This window comes from Pseudooceanicola marinus (assembly GCF_020177265.1).
GTDB lineage: Bacteria > Pseudomonadota > Alphaproteobacteria > Rhodobacterales > Rhodobacteraceae > Pseudooceanicola > Pseudooceanicola marinus_A.
In genome coordinates, this window is the sequence record NZ_JAIVMC010000008.1 from 169,778 (window position 1) to 196,243 (window position 26,466).

27 protein-coding genes and 1 tRNA gene are annotated in these 26,466 nt (G+C 68.8%); 14 read left to right on the forward strand and 14 right to left on the reverse strand.

What is annotated here, in order from left to right:
• The first annotated feature begins 16 nt into the window (after positions 1-16).
• The 4 genes from LC066_RS14955 (at position 17) to ribD (ending at position 3,561) form a co-directional block, all read left to right on the forward strand.
• Positions 17-604 carry a heme NO-binding domain-containing protein gene (locus LC066_RS14955; RefSeq protein ID WP_224900599.1) on the forward strand — a complete coding sequence of 196 codons (588 nt, stop codon included), beginning with the start codon at positions 17-19 and terminating at the stop codon, positions 602-604.
• Positions 605-795: 191 nt separating this feature from the next.
• The gene (locus tag LC066_RS14960; RefSeq protein ID WP_224900918.1) at positions 796-1,776 is read left to right on the forward strand and encodes a sensor domain-containing diguanylate cyclase; all 981 of its coding nucleotides are present in this window, start codon (positions 796-798) and stop codon (positions 1,774-1,776) included.
• A gap of 211 nt (positions 1,777-1,987) precedes the next feature.
• On the forward strand, positions 1,988-2,455 hold the full coding sequence (gene nrdR, locus LC066_RS14965) for a transcriptional regulator NrdR (RefSeq protein WP_085885971.1): 468 nt from the start codon (positions 1,988-1,990) through the stop codon (positions 2,453-2,455).
• Positions 2,455-3,561 carry a bifunctional diaminohydroxyphosphoribosylaminopyrimidine deaminase/5-amino-6-(5-phosphoribosylamino)uracil reductase RibD gene (gene ribD, locus LC066_RS14970; RefSeq protein ID WP_224900602.1) on the forward strand — a complete coding sequence of 369 codons (1,107 nt, stop codon included), beginning with the start codon at positions 2,455-2,457 and terminating at the stop codon, positions 3,559-3,561. Before nrdR ends, ribD begins: the two co-directional genes overlap by 1 nt.
• Before the next feature lie 7 nt (positions 3,562-3,568).
• Here the strand turns inward: ribD and LC066_RS14975 are convergent, their stop codons facing one another.
• The 3 genes from LC066_RS14975 to LC066_RS14985 all read right to left on the reverse strand — a co-directional run bounded on the left by LC066_RS14975 (position 3,569) and on the right by LC066_RS14985 (position 8,284).
• Entirely contained in the window at positions 3,569-5,596 is a 2,028-nt protein-coding gene (locus LC066_RS14975) for a capsular polysaccharide biosynthesis protein (protein WP_224900605.1), read from the reverse strand.
• A gap of 91 nt (positions 5,597-5,687) precedes the next feature.
• Positions 5,688-6,785, reverse strand: a complete 1,098-nt coding sequence (locus LC066_RS14980; RefSeq protein WP_224900920.1) for a polysaccharide biosynthesis/export family protein — start codon at positions 6,783-6,785, stop codon at positions 5,688-5,690.
• Between the two features lie 206 nt (positions 6,786-6,991).
• On the reverse strand, positions 6,992-8,284 hold the full coding sequence (locus tag LC066_RS14985) for a capsule biosynthesis protein (protein ID WP_224900608.1): 1,293 nt from the start codon (positions 8,282-8,284) through the stop codon (positions 6,992-6,994).
• 328 nt (positions 8,285-8,612) lie between these two features.
• On the opposite strand from LC066_RS14985, the gene LC066_RS14990 reads away from it, so the two are divergent.
• The 7 genes from LC066_RS14990 to LC066_RS15020 all read left to right on the forward strand — a co-directional run bounded on the left by LC066_RS14990 (position 8,613) and on the right by LC066_RS15020 (position 13,091).
• Positions 8,613-9,203, forward strand: a complete 591-nt coding sequence (locus LC066_RS14990) for a riboflavin synthase (RefSeq protein ID WP_222478520.1) — start codon at positions 8,613-8,615, stop codon at positions 9,201-9,203.
• A gap of 50 nt (positions 9,204-9,253) precedes the next feature.
• On the forward strand, positions 9,254-9,775 hold the full coding sequence (locus tag LC066_RS14995) for a hypothetical protein (protein ID WP_224900611.1): 522 nt from the start codon (positions 9,254-9,256) through the stop codon (positions 9,773-9,775).
• A 210-nt stretch (positions 9,776-9,985) separates the two neighbouring features.
• Positions 9,986-11,116, forward strand: coding sequence for a 3,4-dihydroxy-2-butanone-4-phosphate synthase (gene ribB, locus LC066_RS15000; protein ID WP_224900614.1), 1,131 nt, complete (start codon positions 9,986-9,988; stop codon positions 11,114-11,116).
• Positions 11,117-11,120: 4 nt separating this feature from the next.
• The gene (locus LC066_RS15005; protein WP_224900617.1) at positions 11,121-11,648 is read left to right on the forward strand and encodes a 6,7-dimethyl-8-ribityllumazine synthase; all 528 of its coding nucleotides are present in this window, start codon (positions 11,121-11,123) and stop codon (positions 11,646-11,648) included.
• 39 nt (positions 11,649-11,687) lie between these two features.
• On the forward strand, positions 11,688-12,182 hold the full coding sequence (nusB, locus tag LC066_RS15010) for a transcription antitermination factor NusB (RefSeq protein WP_224900620.1): 495 nt from the start codon (positions 11,688-11,690) through the stop codon (positions 12,180-12,182).
• Between the two features lies 1 nt (position 12,183).
• A complete protein-coding gene (locus tag LC066_RS15015) occupies positions 12,184-12,690 on the forward strand; it encodes a GNAT family N-acetyltransferase (RefSeq protein WP_224900623.1) in 507 nt (168 codons plus the stop codon).
• A gap of 95 nt (positions 12,691-12,785) precedes the next feature.
• Complete coding sequence (locus LC066_RS15020) at positions 12,786-13,091, forward strand: hypothetical protein (RefSeq protein WP_222478508.1); 306 nt, start codon at positions 12,786-12,788, stop codon at positions 13,089-13,091.
• Between the two features lie 281 nt (positions 13,092-13,372).
• Here the strand turns inward: LC066_RS15020 and LC066_RS15025 are convergent, their stop codons facing one another.
• Positions 13,373-14,122 (reverse strand): hypothetical protein, encoded by a 750-nt coding sequence (locus LC066_RS15025; RefSeq protein WP_224900626.1) that lies wholly within the window; start codon positions 14,120-14,122, stop codon positions 13,373-13,375.
• Entirely contained in the window at positions 14,119-15,384 is a 1,266-nt protein-coding gene (locus tag LC066_RS15030) for a hypothetical protein (protein ID WP_224900923.1), read from the reverse strand. The genes LC066_RS15025 and LC066_RS15030 overlap by 4 nt, the downstream gene beginning before the upstream one ends.
• 172 nt (positions 15,385-15,556) lie before the next feature.
• Here LC066_RS15030 and LC066_RS15035 point away from each other — a divergent pair, with 172 nt between their 5' ends.
• Positions 15,557-16,012, forward strand: a complete 456-nt coding sequence (locus tag LC066_RS15035) for an MmcB family DNA repair protein (protein ID WP_085885957.1) — start codon at positions 15,557-15,559, stop codon at positions 16,010-16,012.
• Between the two features lie 37 nt (positions 16,013-16,049).
• Here LC066_RS15035 and LC066_RS15040 read toward each other — a convergent pair whose 3' ends face one another.
• The gene (locus tag LC066_RS15040) at positions 16,050-16,250 is read right to left on the reverse strand and encodes a DUF6324 family protein (RefSeq protein WP_222478502.1); all 201 of its coding nucleotides are present in this window, start codon (positions 16,248-16,250) and stop codon (positions 16,050-16,052) included.
• Between the two features lie 441 nt (positions 16,251-16,691).
• Between LC066_RS15040 and LC066_RS15045 the strand changes: the two genes are divergently transcribed.
• Positions 16,692-16,768: transfer RNA gene (locus tag LC066_RS15045), tRNA-His, on the forward strand.
• Between the two features lie 136 nt (positions 16,769-16,904).
• Here the strand turns inward: LC066_RS15045 and LC066_RS15050 are convergent.
• The 4 genes from LC066_RS15050 to LC066_RS15065 form a co-directional block, all read right to left on the reverse strand.
• Positions 16,905-19,376 carry a heavy metal translocating P-type ATPase gene (locus LC066_RS15050; protein WP_224900629.1) on the reverse strand — a complete coding sequence of 824 codons (2,472 nt, stop codon included), beginning with the start codon at positions 19,374-19,376 and terminating at the stop codon, positions 16,905-16,907.
• Between the two features lie 119 nt (positions 19,377-19,495).
• Entirely contained in the window at positions 19,496-20,899 is a 1,404-nt protein-coding gene (locus LC066_RS15055; protein WP_224900632.1) for a multicopper oxidase family protein, read from the reverse strand.
• The gene (locus LC066_RS15060) at positions 20,880-21,308 is read right to left on the reverse strand and encodes a c-type cytochrome (RefSeq protein ID WP_224900634.1); all 429 of its coding nucleotides are present in this window, start codon (positions 21,306-21,308) and stop codon (positions 20,880-20,882) included. The genes LC066_RS15055 and LC066_RS15060 overlap by 20 nt, the downstream gene beginning before the upstream one ends.
• A gap of 77 nt (positions 21,309-21,385) precedes the next feature.
• A complete protein-coding gene (locus LC066_RS15065; RefSeq protein WP_224900636.1) occupies positions 21,386-21,718 on the reverse strand; it encodes a hypothetical protein in 333 nt (110 codons plus the stop codon).
• A gap of 214 nt (positions 21,719-21,932) precedes the next feature.
• Between LC066_RS15065 and LC066_RS15070 the strand changes: the two genes are divergently transcribed.
• Positions 21,933-22,535, forward strand: a complete 603-nt coding sequence (locus tag LC066_RS15070; RefSeq protein ID WP_222478494.1) for a LysE family translocator — start codon at positions 21,933-21,935, stop codon at positions 22,533-22,535.
• Positions 22,536-22,616: 81 nt separating this feature from the next.
• Here the strand turns inward: LC066_RS15070 and LC066_RS15075 are convergent, their stop codons facing one another.
• The 4 genes from LC066_RS15075 to LC066_RS15090 all read right to left on the reverse strand — a co-directional run bounded on the left by LC066_RS15075 (position 22,617) and on the right by LC066_RS15090 (position 26,427).
• The gene (locus LC066_RS15075) at positions 22,617-23,621 is read right to left on the reverse strand and encodes a zinc-dependent alcohol dehydrogenase (protein WP_224900638.1); all 1,005 of its coding nucleotides are present in this window, start codon (positions 23,619-23,621) and stop codon (positions 22,617-22,619) included.
• On the reverse strand, positions 23,618-24,442 hold the full coding sequence (locus LC066_RS15080) for an SDR family NAD(P)-dependent oxidoreductase (RefSeq protein ID WP_224900640.1): 825 nt from the start codon (positions 24,440-24,442) through the stop codon (positions 23,618-23,620). Before LC066_RS15080 ends, LC066_RS15075 begins: the two co-directional genes overlap by 4 nt.
• Before the next feature lie 86 nt (positions 24,443-24,528).
• On the reverse strand, positions 24,529-25,782 hold the full coding sequence (locus LC066_RS15085) for an MFS transporter (protein WP_222478487.1): 1,254 nt from the start codon (positions 25,780-25,782) through the stop codon (positions 24,529-24,531).
• Between the two features lie 96 nt (positions 25,783-25,878).
• Complete coding sequence (locus LC066_RS15090; RefSeq protein WP_222478485.1) at positions 25,879-26,427, reverse strand: 2,4'-dihydroxyacetophenone dioxygenase family protein; 549 nt, start codon at positions 26,425-26,427, stop codon at positions 25,879-25,881.
• Positions 26,428-26,466: the final 39 nt, after the last annotated feature.

Here is a 26,466-nt window from a genome sequence, read left to right on the forward strand (position 1 = left end):
GGACGACGGGCCTGTGATGCACGGATTGATCAACAGATCGCTGCAATGTTTCCTGCGCGACACCTATGGGGCCGCGCTGTGGGGGGATGTCGTGGCCGACGCCGATCTGCCGGTGGCGGAATTCGAGGCGATGCTGACCTATGAGGACGCGCTGACCTTCCGGGTGCTCGACGCGGCAGAGGCGCGGCTGGCCAAGTCCCGCGCGACCCTGCTGGAGGATCTGGGAACCTACCTGGTGTCCCACCCCCATAACGAGGGGCTGCGCCGCCTGCTGCGCTTTGCCGGCGTGGGGTACGAGGATTTCCTGCATTCGCTGGACGAGCTGCCGGATCGGACGCGGCTGGCCGTCTCTGATCTGGATCTGCCGCAGATGGAGCTGCGGCAGCTGTCGGGCAACCGCTATCGTATCACCTGTTCGGCCTACCCGCCGGGCTTTGCTCATGTACTGGTCGGTATCCTGCGGGCCATGGCCGATGACTATGGTGCGCTGGTGATGCTGGACCACGCGGGCCATCACCAGCAGGAGGAGGTGATCGAGGTGACGCTGGTCGAATCCGCCTTCGCCGAGGGTCGGGCCTTCGACCTGGGGGCGCGCGCCGGATGAGCCTTTCGCGACCAGACCGTGATGCCGCGCTGTCGCCCGGCCGCCGCCAGCCAGCGGAGGATGCGGCGGGTGAGGGGAGAGGGCGTGCCATTGCGGAGGCGGCAGGCCTGCCCCGGGAGGCGCCCGGCGACAGGACCGGCGACGCGACCGGCCCGGTGCTGATCGGCCAGGCGGCGCATCCCCTCCCGCCGATGCCGCAGGGGGCTTTGGATATCCTGGCGCCGATGCACCTGGTGCTGGATGCCACCGGCCACGTGATCCACGCCGGCCCCACGATGCAGAAGCTGCGCCCCGACGTGCCGATGGCCGGTCAGAGGTTTCTTGAGCTGTTCGAGCTGTCGCGCCCGCGCGCGGTCGACAGCATGGCGGCGCTGCTGGCCTCGGCCGGGATCAAGCTGCACCTGCGGCTGCGCGACGCCCCGCGCACGGCGCTGAAGGCGGTGCTGGCGCCGCTCTTGCCGGATGAGGCCGGGCGGGCCGGGGCCGTTGTCACCTTCTCCTTCGGGATCTCGATCCTCGACGGGATCCAGACCTACACCCTGCATTCGGGCGATTTCGCCCCCACCGACCTGACCATCGAGATGCTCTACCTGATCGAGGCGAAGACCCTGGCGATGGAGGCGTCGCGCACCCTCAACCTGCGGCTTCAGGGGGCCAAGATCGCGGCGGAGGAACAGGCCTTCACCGATACGCTGACCGGGCTGAAGAACCGCCGCGCGCTGGATCACATCCTGGCCCGGCTGATCCGCACGGGGCAGGATTTCTCGCTGATGCACCTGGATCTGGACTGGTTCAAGCAGGTCAACGACGGCCACGGCCATGCCGCCGGGGACTACGTGCTGCAGCACGTGGCCCGGCTGATGCTGGATGAAACCCGCGCCGGCGACACCGTGGCGCGCATCGGCGGGGACGAGTTCGTGTTGCTGTTCCACAACCTGACGAAACGCGCCCGGATCGAGGAAATCGCGACGCGGCTGCTGGTCCGGCTGGAACAGCCCGTCACCTTCGAGGGGGCGGTCTGCCGGATTTCCTGTTCCATGGGCACCACGCTGTCCTCCGCCTATGACGCCCCGCGGGCGGATCAGATGCTGGCGGACGCCGATGCGGCGCTCTATGCCTCGAAGCATTCGGGTCGGGGGCGGCACAGCTTCCACGTTCCGCCACCCGGTTAACGCGCCTGGGCTGCATTCCATGGGCCGGGCTGCGCCAGGCGCGGCCCCCTACGCGAGCTTTGCCGCCTAAGCGCCGGGCAGCGTGGCAAATTCGCAGCATATCTAGCGGCGCGAAATGGCCCCTACCCAATCCCCAGTAGACCCCCTATAGTGCCTGTGGATAAGATCGAAACGCGCCCATATCTGGGCGCGCGATAGGGAGCAACGTGCGATGCGCTGTCCGTTCTGCGGCAATGTCGATACCCAGGTGAAGGATTCCCGCCCGGCGGAAGACCATGCCGCGATCCGTCGCCGGCGCTTCTGCCCGTCCTGCGGGGGCCGGTTCACCACCTACGAACGCGTGCAATTGCGCGACCTGGTGGTGATCAAGACCAATGGCCGTCGAGAGGATTTCGACCGCGACAAGCTGGAACGCTCGATCCGCATCTCGATGCAGAAACGGCCTGTTGAGCAGGAACGCATCGACCAGATGATCTCGGGCATCGTGCGCCGGCTGGAAAGCATGGGCGAGACCGATATCCCGTCCAAGGTCATCGGCGAGATCGTGATGGAAGCCCTGGCGCGCATCGACACCGTCGCCTACGTGCGCTTCGCCTCCGTCTACAAGAATTTCCAGGCCGCCGACGACTTCGACAAGTTCGTCAGCGAGCTGCGTCCGAACCTGCCCAAAGACGAGTGATGACCCGTCCGGAGGACGCCCGCTACCTCGCGCTGGCCCTGTCGCTGGGCCGGCGGGGGCAGGGTCGCACCTGGCCCAACCCGGCCGTGGGTTGTGTCATCGTGAAGGACGGCCGCATCCTTGGCCGCGGCTGGACGCAGCCCGGCGGGCGGCCCCATGCGGAACGCGTGGCGTTGGATCAGGCCGGTGAGGGCGCGCGCGGCGCCACCGCCTACGTCTCGCTTGAGCCTTGCGCCCATCATGGCCGCACGCCCCCCTGCGCCGAGGCGCTGATCGCGGCAGGCGTGGCCCGTGTCGTGGCACCCATTGCCGACATCGATCCGAACGTCGACGGGCGCGGCTTTGCCATGCTGCGGGACGCCGGCATCGAGGTGACGACTGGCCTTCTGGCCGAACAGGCGCTTGCCGATCACGCGGGCTTCTTCCTCAATCGTGCGCAGGGGCGGCCGCTGGTCACCCTGAAGATGGCGCTGACGCTGGACGGGCGCATCGCCACGGCCACCGGTGAAAGCCAGTGGATCACCGGCCCCGCCGCCCGGCGCGAGGTGCACGCCCTGCGCGCACGCCACGACGCGGTGATGGTGGGCGCGGGCACGGCCCGTATCGACGATCCGACGCTGACCGTGCGAGATCTCGGCATGGATCATCAGCCGGTGCGCGTCGTGGTCTCCCGTCGCCTGGACCTGCCGCTGATGGGCAACCTGGCCCGGACCGCGAAGGAGGTGCCGGTCTGGATCTGTCACGGCCGCGATGCCGATCCGGCGCTGGTCGAGGCCTGGCAGGGCCTGGGCGCGCGGCTGTTCTCCTGTGATCTGGCGGGCCGGCAGCTGGATATTTCCTCGGTCCTGCAGGAGCTTGGTGCGGCCGGGCTGACGCGGGTCTTCTGCGAGGGCGGCGGCGCACTGGCCGCAACGCTTATGGCGGCGGACCTGGTGGATGAGCTGATCGTGATGTCTGCCGGGATGCTTCTGGGGGCCGAGGGCCGTCCGGGGATCGGTGCCCTGGGCGTCGATCGCCTGGCCGAGGCGCCGCGCCTGACGCTGGTCGAGATGCGCGCGCTTGGCCCCGACGTGTTGACCCGATGGGCGCGTCCGACCGCCGGCTAAGGCGCCGCTAGCGCCAGAGCCATGCCTGGGAGGCCAGCGCCCCCTGCGCCTTGGCCAGCAGCCGTAGGTGCCGCGCCCGCGGCGGCACCTTGCCCTCCCGCAGGCGGGAGACCGCGACCTCCACCGTGCAGGGCTGGCCCGTCACCGGATCGAAATAGCGCGGGTAGTCGATCAGGGTGGCATGCACCAGGCCTTCCAGCGGGACCCGCATCCGGCGGCGCGAGAGGTGGTCGACGTCGCGGGTCAGGCCCCAGCCGGCGTAGAAGGGCAGGCCGGTGCAGAAGACCTCGACCCCGCGCAGCAGCGCCTCGAATCCCATCAGCGATGTCATGGTCCAGACCGCATCCACGCCTGCCAGCAAGGCGGCGGGATCGGCCTCGGTCACCACCGTATCGGCATAGCGGCGCACCTCGGCCTCGGTCAGGGCGCCGGGGCGCAGCCCGCGTTGCACGTCGGGGTGCGGCTTGTAGAGGATAAGCGCGCCCGGCTCCACCTGGCGGGCGGCGGTCAGCAGGTCGAGGTTGCGGGTGACCGCCCCGCCGCCCAGCCGGACGGAGGCGTCATCCTCGACCTGGCCCGGCACCAGCAGGATGCGCTGACCGGGGCGTCGTTTGGGCAGCTCGGGCAGATCTGTCGGTTCACCGAGGTTGTATTTCGACAGGCCCGCCGCGCGCAGATCGGCGATCAGGTGTTCAGCCCGCAACGCCTGATCGGGACGCAGGTTGGCGCGCGCCTCGATCAGCCGTTCCAGCCGGCTTTCGCGACGCGGGTCGTAGTACATGCCCAGATCGTCGAGGCAGAGCGACAGCGGCGGCACGAGGTCCGCCCCCAGCCCGCGCGAGCGCAGGAAACCGTCCTCGACACCCGTCGCGCCGCGGATCGCGGGGCCCCAGGTCATCCGCTTCTGCGGCCCGTTCCCAGGCGAGAAACGCATCCGTTTCTGCTGGCCGAAGAAGGCCTGGAAGTGGCGTCGTTTCCACAACCGGATATTGTCGCCGCGCCAGCCCGCGCGGTCCTCGCGCCAGGCGCGCGCGCGGGCGGCCAGGGCCTCGGCGGCCTCTTCGGCCTCGCACAGGCGGTCGTGGTGCGGGTCGTACCAGTAGGGATAGAGCAGCAGCGCCCCGGTCGCCAGCTGCGCGCGCGTCAGGCTGCGGCCCCGGCGCGAGGGGCCGTGGGGCAGGGGGTGGCGATCGTCGCTCAGCCCCCAGCCGGCATAGAAGGGTTGGCCGAAGACACGTGGGCGATGGCCCGCCAGGATCGCCTCGAACCCCAGTTGCGAACTGACGGTATAGACCGCCACTGCGCCTTCCATCAGGGCCCAGGGGCTGACGGGGGCATCCAGCAAGGTAATCTTGCCGTCGGGCGCCGTCGCCGCGTCCTTTTCTCCGTAGTAGCCCGGGCGGCGGCCCTGGGCGGTCTCGGGGTGGGTCTTGATGACGATGCGGGCGCCGGGGTGTTCCTCCTGCGCCCAGTAGAGCATCTCGCGGAAGGTGTTCGCGTCGGCGCCCCCGAGCCGGACCGAGGCATCGCCGCGCAGCTGGTCGATGACCAGCACGTAGCCCGGCGGGGGCAGGGGCAAGGCGGGGTCGGTGGCGGCGTATTTCGACAGATGCGCCTCGCGCATCCGTGCGATCAGCCCGCGCGACCGGGCCAGCAGGTGACTGTCGTCCAGCGGGTGGCGCTTCAACAGGCGTTCCAGCTCCGACGGCGCGCTGCCGTCGAAATGGCTGGCCAGGCGGTCGATGGTCAGGCTGAGGGGCGGTTCGCGCCCCGTGCGCGCGGGATGCAGGGAGCGCAGGAAGCCATCCTCGATCCGCACCAACTGCGCGCCCGTGCGCTCGGCCACGGCCTCGCCGCGGCGGGCATAGGGGGAATGGCCCCAGACCCCGATCAGCCCCTCAGGCTCCGGCCGGCCCAGGGGGCTGACGCGATAGCCGGCAAGGTCGAGGATGCGGCGCAGCCGCGGCTGGCGCAGGAAGCCGGCGTTGTAGACATGCAGCTTCAGCTTGTCGGCCTCGGCCAGCGTCTCCGGCATCGGGACTGCCGCAGCGTCATCTGCCTGGGTCCGCTCTGCCCCCGCCCTGTGTTGTTCAGACGAAGAAAGGCGGCCGCTCGGCGTCATGCGGTTACTGGCCTGCCAGGGTGCCCAGGGCGTTGACCGATCCCAGCGAACCGGTGAGGGCCGCAATCGTCTTGTCCCACTGGGTGAACGGAGCCTCGGTGACATAGAGCAGGTCGCCGTCGCGGATCAGGAAATCGCGGGCCATGAACATGCCGTTGGGTTGCGTCAGATCCAGCACGTAGACCATACGCTGCGCCCCGATCAGGTCGTTCCGACCCAGCACCTGGGCAGCCACTTCCTCTGCCTCGTTGCGGAAGACGAAGACGCCGGTGGGGTCGGCCGCATTGGCCTGCAGCCCGCCCGCCTGGGCGATGGCCTCGATCCCCGACAGGGTCTGGCTTTCGAAATCGATGACCGACTGCGCGCCGGTGGCACCCAGCACGGTGAAGGAGCGGGTGTCCTCCTCGATCAGGATGCGGTCGCCGTTCCGCAGGGCGATGTCGTAGCGCGGATCGTCGAACAGGTCCTGGAACCAGATGGTCGACCGCTGATTGCCGCGGATCACGGTGATCTGCGCGCTTTCGGGCGCAACGGCCACGCCGCCGGCGGCGGCCAGCATGCCCGACAGGCGCAGGGTGGGGCGTTCGATCGGGTAGACGCCGGTGCCGGCAATCGCGCCAATCAGCGTCACGGTCGCCCCGTCGCCGGCCTCGCGGCGGACCTCGACCTGCGGGTCGGGCGTCTGGTCCTGGAGTTTCTCGGTGATGATCCGGCGGATCGCCTCGGGGCTGTTGCCGGCGGCCCGGATGCGGCCCGCGTAGGGCACGAAGATGAAGCCCGCGCCGTCCACCTGCACCGAGTCGAGCGAGGTGAAATTCACGCCCTCGCTTGCCAGCAGGCCCTCGTCGACGTTTTCCCAGATGGTCAGCGACAGGGTGTCGCCGGGGCGGATCACGTCGGCGGCCACTGCGCCCGCGTTGCGGAAACTGTCGCTGAAGCCCAGGGCGGGGATCACGGCGGTGGCGCGGGTCACCCGGTCGTTGACCGCAATGACGAAGGCATCGCCCTCGCGCTGCACGGATCCGGCGAAAATCTCCCGCTTGGTCGGACCACTGCGCGGCAGCACATCACAGGAAGAGACCGCCAGGATCGTCGCGACCATCGCGACGGACTTCGCCCATCGGGTAGCTTTGGGGTTCACTGCTCGTCTCCTCGACCTGTGTCCGGTCGTTGTTGCCGTCGCGTCTTGCGCCGCGCGTTTGTCTTGCCTCGATCTGCCCGGGCTGGCCCCGGATCCGCCGCCGGATCTGCCTCATTCTTCTCAGGTTACAGGAGCTTGGGCGCAAAAGCCAGCCTCCTGCGTATGTCTCAGGGGACGGCGCGCAACTGTTGCCGCGGCGCCGCGGTCCCCTGGGCCAGGGCATCGTAGGGGTCTTCCTCGGCCAGCATCATGTCGACCACCTGGCGCATCAGCTGGCGTCGCCCGGCGGCCGAGTAGAAGCCGCCCGCGACCTGGCTCGTCTCCAGCAGGAAGCGGCGGTAATCCTGGTAGGCGCGCCGGTCGGGGCGGGTGGCGCCGGCGAAGAACTCCGCCAGCGGCTGTGTGGAGACGAACTCGGGCTTGTCGTAGACCGCCGCGCCGAAGGTCTTCAGCGGGATGCCCCGGTACAGCACCTGCTGCCCGGCGGTGGAGTTGACGGTCACGGCGCTGCGGGTATCGGCCAGAAGGCGGGCCAGCTTGCCGCCGCGGACGTAATGCACGCGGTCCGACAGCCCGGTCTCGCGCGCCAGTCGCTCGATCTCACGCCTCAGGGGCGCGCGGCCGTCTTCCAGCGGATGCGCCTTGAAAACAAGGTGGTGGTGGCGCGGCGCCCCTTCGGCGAAGCCGCGCATCACCACGCCCAGGAAATCGGCCATGCCGGTGAAGGGGGAATGTGCTTGAAAACTGCTGTCATGTGCCAGTTGCAGCAGCACGACGTGGTAGGGAAAACCGCCGCGCCGGATGCGGCGCGACGCCAAGGCGCGCCTTGCGGCCGTGACCGGCAGGCTCAGCAACCGCTTGAGATACAGCTGGAATTCCCGACCCACCCCGATCTCCCGGTGGGGGCGGAACTGGCGATAGCGGCGGTTGGTGCACAGCACGAACCAATGGTAGAGCGCGCCGTAGAACATGTGTTGGCGCATGTCGCCCCAGACCGCCGGGGGCAGCGGGGCGTCCATGTCCGACAGGGCCAGCATCTGGCGCATGTCCTCGACCCCGAGGCGCATCAGCCGCGAATTGCCGTTCGACCCGTCGCGTTCATAGGTGACCCAGTAGGGGCGCATGTAGCCTTCCTCGAAGACATGCACTCGCAGGCCCCGCGTTTTCGCGGCGGCCACGGCCTGGGCGTGGATCGGACGCACATCGCCGTAAAGCACCAGATCGGTCACGCCCTTCTCCTCGCAGAGCGTGGCAAAACGGTCCGGCCAGGCCTCGGGTCTGTCCCGGAAGGGGATGTAGCTGGCGCGGTCGGGCCAGAAGGCGGCGTCGCCGGCGTTGAACCCCACGCGCCAGCAGGTGCCGCCCGCGCGGCGCAGCGCGCCAGCCAGCTGGTGAAAGAAAGGGCCATGGGGGCCCTGCAGGAACAGGAAGACCCGCTCGTCCGGTGTCTTGTCCGTCATCTCGTTTCCCCGAAAGCGGCGCGGTGTCCCTCCGGCGCCGCCGTGCAGTCTGTGCCAGCAGGTCTGCCGCGTCAAACCGGCAGAAATGTGACCCGTCTCTGGCAGTGCGGGGGTATCTGCCCCGACACACTGAAGGCCCTAGCATGACAAGGTTGCCGGGGTCTTGCCATTTCGCGGGCCGGACAGGGGCCTGGGCGGGGTCTGTACGGGGCGGGCCGGCCTCTGCCTCTTGCGGGGGCGCACGCGGCGCGCTACGCCCGTGGAAACATCAGGCGCGCCGGTCCCCATTCCCGGACCCCGGGCGCGACGACCAGCAGGAGACCCGGCCATGTTCACCGGCATCATCACCGACCAGGGCGAGATCCGCGCGTTGACCCGTGGCGGCGACCTGAAGGCGCGCATCGGCTGCGCCTATGACATGGGGACCGTCGATCTGGGCGCCTCCATCGCCTGCGACGGCGTCTGCCTGACCGTGGTCGAGATGGGTCCCGACTGGTTTGACGTCGACGTCTCGGCCGAAACCCTGTCGAAGACCAATCTCGACACCTGGGCCGAGGGTCGGGTGGTCAACCTGGAACGCGCCCTGAAGGTGGGTGATGAACTGGGCGGGCATATCGTGTCGGGCCATGTCGATGGGGTGGCCACGCTGGTCTCGCTGACCGACGAGGGCGACAGCACCCGCGCGGTCTTCGAGGCGCCTGGTCCGCTGGCGCGCTTCATCGCGCCCAAGGGCTCGGTCGCGCTGAACGGCACCTCCTTCACGGTGAACGAAGTGGACGGCGCCCGCTTCGGCATCAACATGATCCCGCATACCAAGCAGGTGACGACCTGGGGCCGCGCCGCAGAGGGCGACCGGATCAACCTGGAGGTCGACACCATGGCCCGCTACGTCGCCCGCCTGCAGGAGTTCGAGGCCTGACCGGCGGGGGCAATCCCCGCGCCGTCATCGGCCACAACCAGGGCCCCTCGATGGAGGCCGGCCGCCGCTTCCGCACCCATATGTGGGCCCGCGCGCAGGCCAGCCGGGCCGAGGCGAAGCTGCCGATGGCCATCCACCGGTCGCGCATAGCCCGTGCGAAGGAACTGGGGCTCAGCTACTCCGACTACAGCGCCATCCGGGCTACCTCGGGGCGGGACATCGCGGGCTACCTGATCTCGTCCAACGCGCTTGGCGTCCAGGCAGACAGGGTGACGCCGCAGGCCTCCGTCACCGAGCGACTGATGGCCCTGCGCCATGTGCAGCGCGTCGGCCTGGCGCATCCGCCGCTTTCTCCGGCGGCCCTGTTGGAGCGGGTGGCCGGTCTGGACCTGGCCTTTGCCGCGCCGCCCCTGCTGGGCAGCTGGCCCGAGATTCGCGCAGCGCTGGCCCGGGCGCAGGGGCGCCTGCCGGCGGCGGGGCTGGTGGCGATCACCGCGCTTGGCCTGGAGCGCGACTGGGTGACCGCGGGCGGCCTTGCCGGCAGCCTGCCCGCCGAGGCGCTGTTCGGCTGAGGCGCGTTGCCCGTTTCGCGGGCAAAGCCGGTGACCTCCGCCCCGGTCCAGCCGCCGGCACAGCCCCTGGGCCACAGCCCCCGCGCCGGCTTGTCGATTTCGGGCCGCAAAATGCGGGCAGGGGACGTTCCTGCGTTGTGGAACGTCGTCTGTGACTGGCCTTTCGTCCGCCCCTGCGGTAAGGCCAGCGCGAGTAACAAGGAGCGTGCCATGTCCGAGAGCGCCGCATTCGAGAACAAGGGCCCCGTCGAGGAAAGCTGGTCCGATGCCATCTCTTCCATCGAGGAGATCATCGAGGACGCCCGCAACGGCCGCATGTTCATCCTCGTCGACCACGAAGACCGCGAGAATGAGGGTGATCTGGTGATCCCCGCACAGATGGCCACGCCCGAAGCGATCAACTTCATGGCGACCCACGGGCGCGGGCTGATCTGCCTGTCGCTGACCGGCGAACGTGTCGATGATCTGGGCCTGCCGCTGATGTCGTCGCAGAACTCGTCCCGGCATGAGACCAACTTCACCGTCTCGATCGAGGCGCGCGAGGGCGTATCCACCGGCATCTCCGCCCATGACCGCGCCCGGACCGTGGCCGTGGCGATCGACGCAGGCAAGGGCCCGCAGGACATCGCGACCCCGGGCCATGTCTTCCCGTTGCGTGCCCGTGAGGGGGGCGTGCTGGTCCGCGCCGGCCATACCGAGGCCGCCGTGGACGTGTCGCGCCTGGCGGGTCTGAACCCCTCGGGCGTGATCTGCGAGATCATGAACGAGGACGGCTCCATGTCGCGCCTGCCGGAGCTGATCGGCTTTGCGCAGCGCCACGGGTTGAAGATCGGCACGATCTCCGACCTGATCGCCTACCGTCGTCGTCACGACAACCTGGTGCGCGTCTCCAAGGAAGAGAACGTGCAGTCGGAGTTCGGTGGTGACTGGCAGCTGAAGATCTACACCGACGAAACCCAGGGCGCCGAACATATCGTGATGATCAAGGGCGACATTTCGGGCGACGCGCCGGTGCTGGTGCGGATGCACGCGCTGGATCCGCTGCGCGACGTGGCCGGCCTGGGCGCCGAGGGGCGCTCGGATGAATTCCGCACCGCGATGAAGCTGATCGGCGAAGAGGGGCGCGGCGTGGTCGTCCTGCTGCGTGACCTGCAGATGAAGCTGGAGGGGGGCGAGGCGGTGTCGCCGCAGACCCTGCGCCAGTATGGTCTGGGCGCGCAGATCCTGACCTCGCTTGGCCTGTCGAAACTGGTGCTGCTGACCAACCACGCGCAACCCAATGTCGTGGGTCTGGATGCCTACGGTCTTGAAATCACCGGCACCCGCCGGATCGAGGAGTAACCCCATGGCCGGTTCCGAACAGCATTACACCCTGCCGCGCGGCGAGATGACCAAGCCTGCCAAGGTGCTGATCGTCGTGGCGCCCTACTACAAGGACATCGCGGATGAGCTGATCGCCGGGGCCCGCGCCGAGATCGAGGCCTGGGGCGCGACCCACGACCTAATCGAGGTGCCCGGCGCGCTGGAGCTGCCCACGGCCATCGCCATGGCCGGCCGCATGGCCGAGTACGATGCCTTCGTCGCCCTGGGCTGTGTCATCCGCGGCGAGACCACCCATTACGAAACCGTCTGCAACGACAGCTCGCGCGGGCTGACCCTGCTGGGCCTGCAGGGTTTGTGCATCGGCAACGGCATCCTGACGGTGGAAAACCGCGACCAGGCCCTGGCCCGCGCCCGGGTGGCCGAACAGAACAAGGGCGGCGGTGCGGCGGCTGCGGCCTTGCATCTTCTGTCGCTTTCGCGCAAATGGGGCGCTCCGAAAGCCGGGGTGGGATTCCTCCCGGCTGCCGATGACCCCGCCCGCGCCGGTTGAGACCAACCGCCCGGACCCAGATAAGAAGACGCGCCCCAGATGAGTGACGACACCCCGACCCCGGCCGTGCCCCCTTCGGGCAACCAGAAGCGGAAGATGCGCTCCGCCTCGCGGCTTTATGCCGTCCAGGCGCTCTACCAGATGGAACTGGCGGGGATGTCCGTCGAAAAGGTGATCGTCGAGTTCGAGGATCACCGCTTCGGCGCGGAATACGAAGAGGCGGAGTATCTCGAAGGCGACGTGGACCTGTTCCGCAAGACCCTGCGCGATGCGGTCAACTGGCAGGTGAAGATCGACCAGATGACTGACCGGGCGCTGGTCGCCAAGTGGCCCATTGCCCGTATCGACCCGACCCTGCGCGCGCTGTTCCGCGCCGCTGGGGCCGAAATGCTGGAAGGCGAGGCGCCGCCCAGGGTGGTGATCGTGGAATATGTCGACGTGGCCAAGGCCTTCTTCCCGGACGGGAAGGAGCCGAAGTTCGTCAACGCCGTGCTGGACCACATGGCGCGCGAGGCCAAGCCGGAGGCGTTCTGAGGTGACAGGCCAGTCGCCCGAAACCGCTTTGCAGCCCGCGCGCTGGCGCCCGGCCCGGGCCGACGATCTGCCCGCGATCTCCGCCATCCTGACCGATCCCGCGTTTTTCGACGTGCTGGGCGCCGTGACACCCGAGGCGCTGGCGGAGGCCTGTGCGCCGGATGGCGCCCGCCGGCTTCTGGCCTTCGACATCGACGGCCGCCTGGCGGCCTTTGCCTATCTCTCCGGCTGTGACGGCGACCGTCCCAAGCTTGAGGAATTCGCGGTCCTGGCGCGCGGCCGGGGCACTGGCACGCGGGCCCTGTCGGCCTTGCTGGAAGTGCTGCGCGCCGAGGGGCGGGCGTCCTTCTGGCTGCATGTTGTGCCCGACAATGCCCGTGCCCTGGCCCTCTACCGACGGCTGGGGTTCGGGCGCGAGGAGGTCCTGCCCGACTTCTGGCAGACCCGGAACGGGGACCGCGTGGACCTGCTTCGCCTGCACTACGACTTCGCCCCCGCCGGGGCCTGAGCGCGCTGCGACAGCCTGTCCCGAAGGGGATACCTGACAAGCAGGGCGTTTTGCTGTAGGATAGGACCAGCGCAGACAGCTGCAGGAGCTCTCCCATGCCCAAGCTCATTCGTCTCTACATCACCCAGTGCCTGATCGGTTTCGGCATCTCGGCGCTCTTCACCGCCGGGCTGATCTATTTCGACGTGATGGGCCTGCAGCGGCTGGTTCTCGGATCCTCCGACGGCCTCCTGGGCGCGTTCCTCATCTTCTTCTCCAACGGCATCGTCTTTGCCGGGGTGCAGTTCGCGATCTCGATCATGCGCATGGCGGAAAAGGATGATGGCCCCAAGGGTGGCACCCGCCTGCCTATCCTTGCGCAGCCGGTGCGCGTCGAGGCGACGGCCAAGCCGCGTCGCTGATCGCCGCAAATCGTTCCTGATAAAGGGAAAAGTGGCGGGCCCGCACGCAACCGTTTGAGTGACGCATTCCCGAGGACCTGATTATCAGGTGGGCGCCAGGTAACCGGACCACGGCCCGGACAGAGCCAGCTCCCTCGGAGTTGCTTAAGGCCACCGGAATGTACTCGTTCACGAGAAGGGCAGCACCCGCCGAGGCCTGAGGTAGGCTCTTCACCGGCGCGCGGCAAGGGGGCCGTCGGGATTTTGCGTAAATTCGCCTTCAGCCGCCCGGACAGCTGCCGTCATTCTGCTGTCGTCAGCAGGTTGAAATCGCGCAGCTCCTCCTGCGTCAGCAGGTAGATTTCCTTGGGCGGCGTCATCAGGGCGGGCTCCATCAGGCGCAGGTCGACGCCCATCTCGTCGAGGTAACGCATGACCAGGCCCTGGCCGCGCTGGATGTCCGACACGGCGGTGAAGGCGGGCAACAGGGTGTTTTCGCCAAAATAGTGCTGGTGGACGCCGACACGAGCATCCTCATCGGCGTTCCGCTCCGTGCCGCCGGCCAGGACATAGGGGCAGGCGGAGAGGCAGATGGCGCCAGCCTCCATGTCCGTGTCCAGCCCAGCCTCGCGGATCGCGCGGCCCAGCTCCAGCGCGTCGGTCACCGACCCGCCGGGGCTGTCCAGACGGATGACCTGCGGCGCGCCCTCGCCGCGGGCCTCGATCTGGCGGATGATCCGCTCGCCATCCCCGGGGGCGATCTGCCCGCTGAGGCTCCAGGCCCCGTCGCTTTCGGTCAGCACCAGCCGTTCGGGCATCGGGCCCGAAGGCGCGACGCCAGGGCCCGCGGGGCGCGTTGCCGGATCGTAGCGGCGCGTCTGGTCACCCGGGGTGGTGGGCTGATCCAGGTCGGGCGCCGAGGGGCCGCGCGTCGGCAGGGAGAAGTCGCGGCCAAGATCGCCCGCGAAGAGCAGCAGCGCCAGGAACACCTGCAGCCCGAGCGCCGCCGTCAGCGCGCGCCGCAGCGGGCGGGCGGAGGGATCGTCGCTCATGCCTCGCCTTTCCCGTCCGGAGCGGTTCTGCTGTCGTCGCGGGCCGGCGCAGGGGCAGTCGCCTCGGGCAGTTCGGCCCGGCCATGGGCCAGGGCCACGTCCACGTCCCGCGCGGCAGCCAGGGCGGCACGCAGTTCGGACACGGTCATGCGGTCCTCGATCGGCACCGCCTCGCGGCCCGAGCGGATCGCCGTGTGGGTCACCGTCAGGATCAGCACCAGCACCGCGGGCAGCAGGTCGATGGCGATGGCGCCGGCCCAGGACGGCACGAAATTGCCCGCATAGCGGATCACGGCGTCTGCGGGCGACAGGGGCGTATAGGTGATCTCCTCGGGGCCGGGCAGGGCGGTGACTTCGGAGGCGGCGGTTTCCAGCGTCGTGGCGCGCTGTGCCAGCACGTCAAGGACCGAGGCGATGGTGGTGCCCTGGGCGCTGCGGTTGGCCTCGGTCCCACCGTCCAGTTCCGGCAGGACGACCGAGGCGGTCAGGTCCTGTGCCGCGCGTTCCACCAGTGGCGCCACCGACAGCTGCCGCAGTCGCGCGATCAGGCCGGCCAGCTGCACGGCCTGTTCGGAAAATTCGACGGCGCGGGTTTCCACCGGCCCGGGCTCCACGGTCAGCGCACGCATCCGGCTGAGGATCGCATTGCCTTCGGCGAAGGCCCCGTCGACCAGCGGCGACTGGGCCGCGATTTGCTGTTGCAGGGCCGACAGCTCTTCGGATTTCTGCCGCAGCACGCGGAACACGGCGCCGCGCCCTGCCAGGCCCGACAGCCCGCCCGAGGCCTCCTGTTCCGACAGATCGGCAAAGCTTTGCTGGACGCGGGCCACGTCACGTTCCAGGCCCTGGGCCGCCAGGGCGTTCTCGTTGGCGCGTTCCAGCGCCGCCTGGTAGTCCTGCACCGTTTCCGCCAGGTGCTGTTCGACGGCTGCGCCGCCTGCCAGCGCTGCGGCGTTCAGCCAGGACGACATGGCGACGATCGCCAGGGAGCCCAGGCCGAGCGCGCCCATTAACCCGGCGCGCGACCGGGCGGTGCGCATCGCGGGGAAGAGGCGCATCAGGTAGGACCAGAAGACGAAGATCCCGGTGGAGACGGCGACGGAATAGGCGATGGCGGCAAAGGCCTGCATCGCGCCGTCCCCGTCTAGCAGGGATTGCACGCCGAGGTAGGTGTAGATGCCCGAGGCCACTGCCAGCACGCCCAGGGCGGCGCCGGTGAAGGTATCGAGAAAGCCCAGGTGGCCTTCCAGTTCATGCACCATGCGGGCGCGGGGATCGGGCCGTGCGGCCCGGGTGTCCTTCGTCGGTTCGGTCAAGCGGATCTCCGAGGGTTCGCCAGCACCCCCCACGGGCACCGTCCCGTTCCAGATAGGGCGCGGGGCGGCGCAAACCAAAGGGGCTTGCGCATGTTCACGGAATGTTCAGAATGTCCCCATGCCCGTGACCTCCCTCTCCCCCGATCCCGCCGCCCCGCAACCCGGCCAGCTTATCGCCCGTGGCGTCTGCCGCCTGCTGAAGGGCCATGACTTCGCCCCGCTGGAGGAGTTCGTGCCCGAACGCGGCAAGCGGGTGGACGTGATGGGCCTCGGACCCAAGGGGGAGATCTGGGTGGTCGAATGCAAAAGCAGCCGCGCCGACTACCTGTCGGACAGCAAGTGGCAGGGTTACCTGGACTGGTGCGACCGATTCTTCTGGGCCGTCGATCAGGATTTCCCGGTGGAGCTGCTGCCGGAAGAGAGCGGGCTGATCATCGCCGATGCCTACGGCGGAGAGATCCTGCGGATGCCCGATGAGCAGAAGCTGGCGGCGGCCCGGCGCAAGGTGATCTCGCGCAAGTTTGCGCGCGACGCGGCCCGGCGCCTGCAGGCGCTGCGCGACCCGCGCGTCTAGACCCCGGCGGGGCCGCGGGCGGCGCGGTCAGGATCGGTCAGCGGCGCTTCTTGCCTGCGGCCTGCTGCGCGGCCTGGGCGGCGGCGCGGATTTCCTCTGCGATCTCGATGGCCTCATCGGGTTCGAAATCCATCGGAATTTCCAGGCTACCAGCGTCGATGAACAGGCGCACCATGCCCTGGTCGGTCGGCCCGATCTGCAGATTCGCTTCGATGTCGCGTTCGGTGTCGATACCCATGAAATCCAAGCTCCGGAAAAGAACCCGAGGTCGTTACCGCGGCACAGGCGCTTTGGCAAGGGGGAGGGCGAGAGCGGCTTTGCGTCGGATACGGTGCCGTAGCGTGTCTTTTTCGCGGCGGCGAACACAATTTTGCCACATTTAGATGTGATATAAAATCCAACTTCGGCCACTCTGGCCACCCTCCAGACAAAGCCACCTCTTCCTCGGGGTGTCAGTCAGAACACAGGCATGACGTCCGGCCCTCCGGATCTTGTCCCGCGCCACCTTCGGATGCTCTCCCGAAGGTGGCGTTTCTGTTTTCGTCGCCTGAAACGCCGGGATCCGTGCCGGTATTCCCCTGAGACTCCGGTCATGGCGGCGGGTCGGACGACGGGGTAAATTTTTGCGCCAAAGCCCTCTTGCATTCGCGGGCGGGGCTGGGTAGATGACCCCTCACGTGCCGCCTTAGCTCAGTTGGTTAGAGCGCTGGATTGTGGATCCAGAGGTCCCCCGTTCAAACCGGGGAGGCGGTACCACTCCCCCCCTTTCCGACAGCTGAACCGCACCTGCGTTGCGCCGGTGTCCGACGCCTTCTGTGTTTGCGGCTCCATCGCAGCATGGTGCCCCCGCGATGGACGCGAGGGCACGTTTGCGAGCTGTCCGGCGAGCCGGTCAGAGCTTTTTCGCGCGCAGCCGCAGGGCGTTGCCGATCACCGAGACCGATGAGAGGCTCATCGCTGCGGCGGCGACGATGGGCGACAGCAATACGCCGAAGAACGGGTAGAGGATGCCCGCCGCCAGCGGCACGCCGGCGGAGTTGTAGACGAAGGCGAAGAACAGGTTCTGCCGGATGTTGCGCATAGTCGCCTCCGCCAGGTGGCGGGCCCGGACGATGCCCGTCAGCTCCCCCTTGACCAGCGTGACGCCTGCGCTTTCCACCGCCACGTCGGCGCCGGTGCCCATGGCGATGCCGACGTCGGCGGCGGCCAGCGCCGGGGCGTCGTTTACCCCGTCACCAGCCATGGCAACCGACAGGCCTTCGCCGCGCAGTTTCTCGACCAAGGCGTGCTTGTCTTCGGGGCTGACGCCCGCGTGAACCTCGTCGATGCCCAGCTCCCCCGCCACGGCCCGCGCCGTGGCCTCGGCGTCGCCGGTGGCCATGACGATGCGCAGGCCCGCGTCGTGCAGGGCGCGGATGGCTTCTGGCGTGGTCTCCTTGATGCGGTCGGCCACGGCGATCAGACCGGCGGCCTGCCCATCGACGGCGACAAACATCGCGGTCTTGCCCTCGGCCTGCAGGGCTTCGGCCCGGTCGGTCAGGGCACTGATGTCGATGCCTTCGCCTTTCATCAGCGCGGCATTGCCCAGGGCCACGCGCTTGCCGTCCACGGTGCCGGTGACGCCCTGGCCGGTCACGGCGTCGAAGTCCTGCGCGTCCTTGTCCTCGGCCCCGGCCTCGCGGGCGCCGGTGACGATGGCCTCGGCCAGCGGATGCTCCGACCCGCGTTCAAGGGCGGCAACAAGGGTCAGGAACTCCGTCTTCTCCATGTTCTCAGGCTCCACATCCGTCAGGGCGGGCTTGCCCTCGGTCAGGGTGCCGGTCTTGTCGACCACCAGCACCTCCACGGAGGCGAAGCGTTCCAGCGCCTCGGCGTCGCGGATCAGAACCCCGGCGGAGGCGCCGCGCCCGGTGGCGACCATGATCGACATGGGTGTGGCCAGGCCCAGGGCACAGGGGCAGGCGATGATCAGCACCGAAACGGCAGCGACAAAGGCATAGGACAGGGCGGGCGAGGGGCCGAAGGCCGCCCATGCGGCAAAGGCCAGGAGCGCGACGCCCACCACGGCGGGGACGAAGTAGGCGGCCACACGATCCGCCGTGCCCTGGATCGGCGCGCGGGAGCGTTGTGCCTTCGACACCATGTCGACGATACGCGACAGGGTCGTGTCGGCGCCCACCGTCTCGGCCCGCATCAGGAAGCTGCCGGACTTGTTCAACGTACCCCCGGTGACCGGCTCGCCTTCCGTCTTCTCCACCGGGACGGGTTCGCCGGTGATCATGCTTTCATCAACGGAGGAGCGGCCCTCGGTCACCACGCCGTCCACCGGCACGCTGTCGCCCGGGCGCACGCGCAGGATGTCGCCCTGCGCCAGCTGGTCCAGCGGCACGTCTTCCTCCTCACCGTCGCTGACCCGGCGGGCTGTCTTCGGCGCGAGGTCCATCAGGGCGCGGATCGCGTCCCCCGTCTTCTCCCGTGCGGCCAGTTCCATGACCTGTCCGATCAGCACCAGCACCAGGATCACGGCGGCGGCCTCGAAGTAGACCGGCGTCATGCCCATGTCGTCGCGCATGGCGTCAGGGAAGAGGCCGGGGGCCAGCAGCGACACCACGGAGAAGAGATAGGCCGCCCCGGTGCCGAGCGCGATCAGAGTCCACATGTTGGGCGAGCGGTTGGTGACAGAGGCCCAGCCCCGCTTGAAGAAGGGCCAGCAGATCAGCACCACCGGGGTGGCCAGGGCGAATTGCAGCCAGCCGAAGGCGGTGTGGCCGATCCATTCGGCGAAGGGGATGCCGATGTGGCTGCCCATCTCCAGCACGAAGACCAGGGCGGCCAGCGGGGCCGTGATCGCAAGGCGGCGTTTGAAATCAACGTATTCGGGGTTGGGGCCGCTGTCGGCGGAGGGCGTCATCGGCTCCAGCGCCATGCCGCATTTCGGGCAATCGCCGGGGGCATCGCGGATGATCTCGGGGTGCATGGGGCAGGTGTACTGCGTCCCCTCGGGCATCGGCTCGGGGGCGGGCACGCCCTCTGCGTAGGCCTCCGGGTCGGCCTCGAATTTCTCCTGGCAGCGGGCGGAGCAGAAATAGACCTTCTGGCCCTCGTGTTTCAGCATATGCGCGGCAGTGGAGCGGTCGACCTTCATGCCGCAGACGGGATCCGTGGCGGTCAGATAGTCCTGCGGCGCGGCGCGGAACTTGTCCCGGCAGCCGGAGGAGCAGAAATGGTAGAGGTGCCCGTCATGTTCGGCGGTCGGCTTGTCCGCGTCCGGGTCGACCAGCATCCCGCAGACCGGGTCGCGGGTGATCGCCTCGTCGCTGTCGGCGTTTTGGAGGCTGTCGGGATGGGTGTGCGCATGGGTCATGAAGATCTCCTGCCTTGGGGGACAAACGGCGCGGAACCGGCTGAGGTTCCGGCATCGTCCGGGGCGTTTCGCGTGTGTCGGGGCCGGGGCGGCGTCTACGGCCGCCCCGGTGGGCGGCCTCAGGCCACCTCGATCCAGTGGGTCATGCCAGAGGCCGCGTGGCCCAGCATGTGGCAGTGCAGCAGCCATTTGCCCGGGTTGTCGGTGAGGAAGGCGATCTCGACCCGGTCGTCGGGCATCAGCATGACCGTATCGCGCAACGGCCCCTGCCGCCCGTCCGCGCCGATCTGGCGGAAATGCATGCCGTGCAGGTGCATGGCATGGGGGAAGATCGTGTCGTTGGTCATCGCGATCCGCGTCGTCTCGCCGCGCGACAGGCGGGCGAAGGGCTCTGGCCCCAGGCCGACCTGTCCCGCCAGCGCCCAGTATTGGCCGCGCTGCATCAGGGCGCGAAAGCCCATCTCCTGCCCCTGGTAGTGGCCGGAGTTCATGCCCCGCATGGCGCCGCCCTGAAGGGGCATCTCCAGCAGCGGGGCGTCGGCTGCGCCGGGCACCGCCATGCGGGGATTGGGCGGCAGGGGCGCAGGGGCGCCTCGTGGGGTTCGTGCGGCGCGGCCCGTCACTGCGACCTCGGCCAGCAGGCGCCAGCCGTCAGCCTCGCTGCCCGACAACAACCCTGCCGTGGCGCCCGCTTCGGCGGTGACGTCGACGATCAGGTCGACGCGCTGCGCCGGGGCGAGGATCAGCTGGCCGTCCACCATCTCGGGCCTCTCCAGCGGCATCCCGTCCAGCGCCACGCGCCAGCCGGTCAGCCCCTCTAGCGCCAGCACGAAGATGCGGGCATTGGCGCCATTGATCAGCCGCAGGCGCAGCCGGTCGTTCTGTCGGGCCTGCAGCGAAAAGTCATGCCGCCCGTTGACCCCCATCAGGTTCCCCATGCGTCCCGCGTGGCTCAGCATCATCGGGTGGTCGAACCCGTCGACGAAATGCCCGCTGTCGGGGTCCAGCAGCCAGTCGTCCAACAGCAGCACATGATCGGCGTCGACATCGGGCGGCGTGGGTTCATCCACGATCAGGGCGCCCGCCAGCCCCCGCGCTACCTGTTCCATGGAGTTGGTGTGCGCGTGATACCAGTAGGTGCCCGCGTCCGGCAGGTCGAAGGCATAGTCGAACTGACCGCCCGGGGTGACCGGATCCTGGGTCAGCCCGGCGACACCATCCATGGCGTTGTCGATGCGGATGCCGTGCCAGTGCACCGAGGTCGGCACCGGCAGGTCGTTGACCAGCCGCCGTTCCAGCCGGCTACCCTGGCGCGCGCGGATCACCGGGCCGGGCAGGCTGCCGTCATAGCTCCAGACCGGGGTGGTGTCGTAGCCCGGCGGGGCCAGTTGCACCCTGGCCTCCCGCGCGGTCAGCAGGGGCGGCGGCGCGTCGGCCAGGGCAGGCCGCAGCACGGGCAGGGCGGCGAGGCCGGCGCAGACCGCGCGGCGGCTCAGGCGCAGATCAGTCGATGCCGTTGACACGTTGCACCTCCCGCACGAAGGCGATGATCGTCTTGACCTCTCCTGGTGTGACGCCGGGCTGGGCGGGCATGTCGCCGAAGCGCCAGTGATGCGCCCGCACCCCGCGCGCGGCGGCGATGACGAAGGCCATGTCGCCGTGGTGCGAGGGTTCGTAGATCTTGTGGATCAGGGGCGGGCCGAAGCCCACCTTGCCGGTGGCGTTTTCACCGTGGCAATCGGCACAGACGGCGTTGAAGGCGCGCTGGCCCATCTGCGCGGTCGGCGACAGGGTGTCGGGCAGGGTGATCTCGACGATGGGATCACCTTCGGCCGGTGCCGCGCTGGCGGTGTCGGTCTGGGCCGGCAGGGCGAGATAGGCGAGGCCGCCCAGGGCGACGAGGCCCAGGGCATAGGGAAGGGTACGTTTCATGGGATGGTCCTGATGTTCCGGTTGGGGCCGCGCGGGGCGCGCGACCTATGGGGCTCGCAGGCCCGGATCGGGGAACGTCAGGGGCGTGGCGGTGGCGGGTCCGCAACCTGCGGGACCGAGCGAGCGGTGCGCGCGCTGTCGTGCCAGTGCAACCGGGCCGGCACCAGGTCGCTGGCCGGGCCGAGAAGCTGCGAGGGGATCATCAGCGCGGCGCAGACCGCGGCGTGCTTGCAGGGCAGTTGCGCCTGTCCGGCGCCGTCTGGTCCTTGCTCATGGCCCTCCGTCGCCCCGGTCTCAGGGCAACAGGCGGTCGCATGGGCACCATCGGTCATCCCCATGCCCGCCGCATGCAGCGGTGCCAGGCCCGCGACGAGCCAGGCAAGGACAGTGATGAACCAGATCAAGCGCAACGGGCGACCCTCCGTCCCCGATCCTTCGCGCTTTGGTCCGGGCGGGTCAACCGGTTATGGCCGGACGCGCACCGGGGCAAAGGGCCGCAACGGGGCCGCGGGCGTGGCAGCGGCGTTGGTCAGCCTGTCGGCGGCGCAGGGCAGGGAAGAGTTTACGCGGCGACATGGTAGCGCTAGCGTGCTCTGGATCCTGATTTGAATGGAGTTATTTCCCGTGAGCCTCGAATATCTTCTGACCGCTTTCATCATCTGCCTCTCACCCGGCATCGGCGTCATCTACACGCTTTCCTCGACCTTGGGCGGCGGGATGCGCGCGGGGATCTGGGCCGCGACCGGCTGCACCATCGCCACCGTCCTGCACCTGATCGTGGCGATGGCGGGTCTGGCCGCGGTGCTGCACACCAGCGCGCTGCTCTTCCAGGCGATCAAGTTCGCGGGGGTCGCCTACCTGCTGTGGATGGCCTGGGGCATCCTGAAGGACCGGGGCGGCCTTTCGGTGCAGGCCGCCGAGGCGGCGCCCGCCGGCAAACTGGTCTGGCGCGGCATCCTTCTGAACATCCTCAACCCGAAGATCCCGCTGTTCTTCGTGGCCTTCATCCCGCAATTCGTGCCGGCCGGCAGCTCGGTCGGGCTGCTGGCGGAACTGGGGCTGGGGTTCACCGCGATGACCTTCGTCGTCTTCCTGGGCTACGCCGCGGTGGCTGCGACGGGGCGAGACCGGCTGCTGCAGAGCGAGCGGGCGATGACCTGGCTGCGCCGCGTCTTCGCCGGATCCTTCGCCGCCCTCGGGCTGAAGCTGGCCACCGAGAAGGTCTGAGCGCCCCCAGCGGGCGAAAAGGCGCGGCCGGGTGTCCCGGTCGCGCCTTTGATGTTTCTGGCCAAGTCTTTCCCGCACCCTTCAGGGGCGGACAATGACCTTACCATGCGACCGGCCCGTCTTCATGCCCTCGAAGACCTCCGGCAGTTGGTCCAGGGAAATGGTCCGGGTCACCAGCGCCTCGGCCACGGGGGCACCGCTGGCCAGCGCGTCCAGCGCCGCCTCGTATTCGCGCAGGGTGAAGAAGGCGGAAGTCAGCACCGCGACCTCCTTCGACACGGCGGCGAAGGGGATGAAGCTGGTCTCCCGGGTGCTGAGAGCGAGGATCACGATCCGCCCCTTGACCCGCACCTGGTCGATGGCCTGCGCCAGCAGGGGCGGGGCGCCTGCGCAGTCGAAGACGATGTCGGCCTTGCGCCCGAGCGCCGCGTCACTGGCCTGCACGGGGGCGTCCGGGGTGCAGAGGAAATCGGTGGCGCCCATGGCCAGCGCCAGGTCGCGTGCCTCCGGGTGGATGTCCTGCACGACGACGGCGGTGGCGCCCAGGCGCCGCGCCCAGAAGGCGGTGGCCAGACCGATCGGCCCGGCGCCGAGGATCAGCACCCGGTCGCCCGCCGTCAGTCCCGACAGGGCCACGCCGTGCAGGGCCACCGCCAGGGGTTCGGCCAATGCGCCCTCTTCGGCGGTGACGCCCGCGGGCAGCTTGCGGCACTGGCGTTCGGTGGTGGTGGTGAACTGGCCGTAGCCACCGCCCTGCAGGGACATCTCGCTGCACCAGGCGGGCTCGCCTGCGCGGCAGGTCTGGCACTGGCCGCAGCCGCCCAGCGGGATCACCGACACCTGGTCGCCGACCTGAAGCTGCGTGCAGTTGCGGCCAAGGGCCACGACCTCGCCGGCGAATTCATGGCCGAAAACATCGCCGGGCTGCGCGCCGAAGGCGGGGTCGTGGGCCATGTGCAGGTCGGACCCGCAGATGCCGCAATGGGTGACGCGCAGAACCACGCCGTCGGGCGCGGGCTCCGGCATCGCCTGGTCCTGCACCGCAAGGGGGGCGTCGAAGCCCTGGAAAACCGCTGCCTTGTTCATTTGAAGCTCCCCAATGCCATGCCGCCGTCGATCATCAGATGCGCCCCGGTCATGTAATCGGAGGCATCCGAGGCGAGGTAGAGCGCCAGCGGTTTCACCTGGTCGGTTTCCGCCACGCGGCCCAGGGGCACCAGGCTGTCCCACTTGGCGCGCACCGTCGGGTCCTTCTTCAGCCAGCCGCCGCCGATGTTGGTCACGAAGGGACCGGGTGCGATGGCGTTCACGCGGATGCGGAATTCGGCCAGCTCCAGCGCCAGGTGCTCGACCATGTGTTTCACCCCGGCCTTGGCGGGCATGTAGGGCAGGCCGACGATGGGTTCGTTGACCACCGCCGCGTTGGAGGAGGTGCAGATGATCGACCCGCCGCGGCCCGCGGCCTTCATCGCGCGCACCGCTTCGCGGATCGAATTGAAGGTGCCGGTGAGGTTGATCGCGATGGAGCGGTCCCAGGCCTCCGGGTCCAGGGTGTCGACCTGGCCGTCGGGATTGCGGTGGCCCTCGGGGTTCCAGAAGCCGGGGCTGCTGTCGCCCCCGGCATTGGCAAAGAGAATGTCGAAGCTGCCGTAGGCCGCGACATGGGCGTCGACGGCAGCCGTCAGGGCAGGGCGATCGGTGATGTCGAGGGGGGCCGCGCGCACGGTGAAGCCCTCATCGTCGAGGCGCGTCACCTCGCGGGCCAGGGCGTCTGCATCGCGGTCGGCCAGGGTCACCTTGGCGCCAGCCTCGGCCATCGCCTCGGCATAGGCCAGGCCCAGGCCCGAGGCGGCGCCGGTGACGAAGGCGGAGCGGCCGGTCAGGTCGAATTTCTCAAGTGTGGTCATGGGGAGCTTTCCTCGGGATCTTTCCGGAAGGGCGGGACCCGCCGGGCACATGGCGCGGCGGGTCCCCGGGAGCGTCAGGTGACGTCTTACTCGGCGGCGGCGGCGACCGGCGCGGCCTTGCCGACCTGGCTGGGCGCGGTTTCCTTCAGGAAGAGCGCGATCACCAGAGATGCCAGCGACAGCCCGGCCATGATCCAGATCGGCGCCTGCAGGCCCACGGCATCCGCGGCGACGCCGGCCAGCGAGGGCGCCAGCACGCCGCCCAGGGCCTCGCCCAGGCCCATGGAAAGGCCAAGGGCGGTGGCGACGTAGCGCGGGTCGACGCTTTCCGACGGCACTGTCGCCATGAACAGCGGGAAGATCCCGTTCACGCCCCAGCCGAAGAAGAAGAACACCGCCAGCACCCAGAGCGAGCCGTCGAAGAACAGCGCGCCGAAGGGCAGCAATAGGCCCAGAAGCGGCATCAGCGTCATGATCGGCTTGCGCCCGAACTTGTCCGACAGGCCGGAGACGACGAAGCTGCCGATGGTGGCCGAGATGCCCAGCGACCCCATGAGCCAGCCCATGCTTTCCGGCGCGATGCCGCGTTCCTGGGTCAGGAAGAGGGGCATGAAGGCCCAGCAGATCACGAGGTAGGACACCAGCATGACCGACAGCGAGACGCAGATCAGCACGTTGCGGTTCTTCAGAACTTCCAGGGCCGACGCCTTGGGCCCGTCGTGTTTCGGCGGCGCGGCGGGCTCATCCAGATAGAACCACATCATCAGCGCGCAGAGCAGGCCCGGCACACCGGCCAGGTAGAAGGCCTCGCGCCAGCCGAACATGGTGGCGAAACCAACCAGCAGGACGGGCGCCGCGAAGGAGCCCAGCAGGTTCGAGCCGAAGTTCTGCGTGATCCCCTGCGCCAGCCCGCGCCGCTTGGGCGAGACCTCGGCGGCGACCATCGTGTGGGCAATGGGCATGAAGCCCCCCTCGGCTGCCCCCATCAGAAGGCGCGCGCCCAGCAGGAGGGCAAAGCTGCCGGCCAGACCCGACAGCACCGAGCAGAGCGAGAAGGCCACGGTCGAGGCGATGAGCAGCGTCTTGCGCTTGCCCAGGCTGTCGGACAGTCGCCCGATGACGAAGGCCGACACGGCCCAGGTCAGCGACAGGGCAGAGGCCAGCATCCCGATCTGCGAATTGTTCAGCCCCAGTTCGGGCTGGATGAAGGGCATGAGAAAGCCCAGGGCGTTGCGGTCGAAGAAGACCACGCCGAAGGTCAGGCTGAGAAGCGCGACCATGATGAACTGATACCGTGCGGACCGCTGCTTGCCTGCGCCCGCCTGTGACATGGTGGCCATGTCGTCCTCCCTGAATGTGCTGTGGCCGAAGCCGGAATGGCTGCACCGGGCGCGTTCTCCTCCCCGCCCGGCGCTGTCTCCTGATCCGTGGCGCTCTTAGATGTAGAGCTGCTCGTTGATCTCCAGGCCGTTCTCTTTGCAGTAGGTCTCGTAGTGGTTCATGAACCACCAGACATCCGCGGTGAACGAGAAGTTGGCCTGGTCATCGTAGAAGTCGATCGCGCCCTGCATCCAGCCAAACAGCTTGGTGCCCTGGGGGTGGTCGGTGACAAGGGTGTGGGCCTCGCCGGGCACCTCCTGGATGAAACCGCCGGGGGTGGCGGTCCAGTCGTATTCCAGGTAGCGGGCGCTGCCTTCGAGGCAGACCATGACGATCTGGCCGCGGTGGTAGTGGGTGCCTATGACGCCCGGACCCTTCATCCAAAGGATGTTGGAATAGATGTTGTTGCGCACGTCGAAGGCCAGGTGACGGATCGCGGCGTTGTCGCCGAAGGGGATCCAGGGGCTGTCCTTGTCCTCGGGGCCGACGTAGGTGCCTTCGAGGCCGCGGCGGGCCGACAGTTCCTTGTAGGGATCGGGGACGTCCACGATGCGGAAGGCCTCCGAGGGCGGGGCGTTGCGTGCCTTGCTTGCGTCGTCTTTCATGCTGGCTCTCCTTTGCCGTTCCGGCGGAACGGGAGAGCG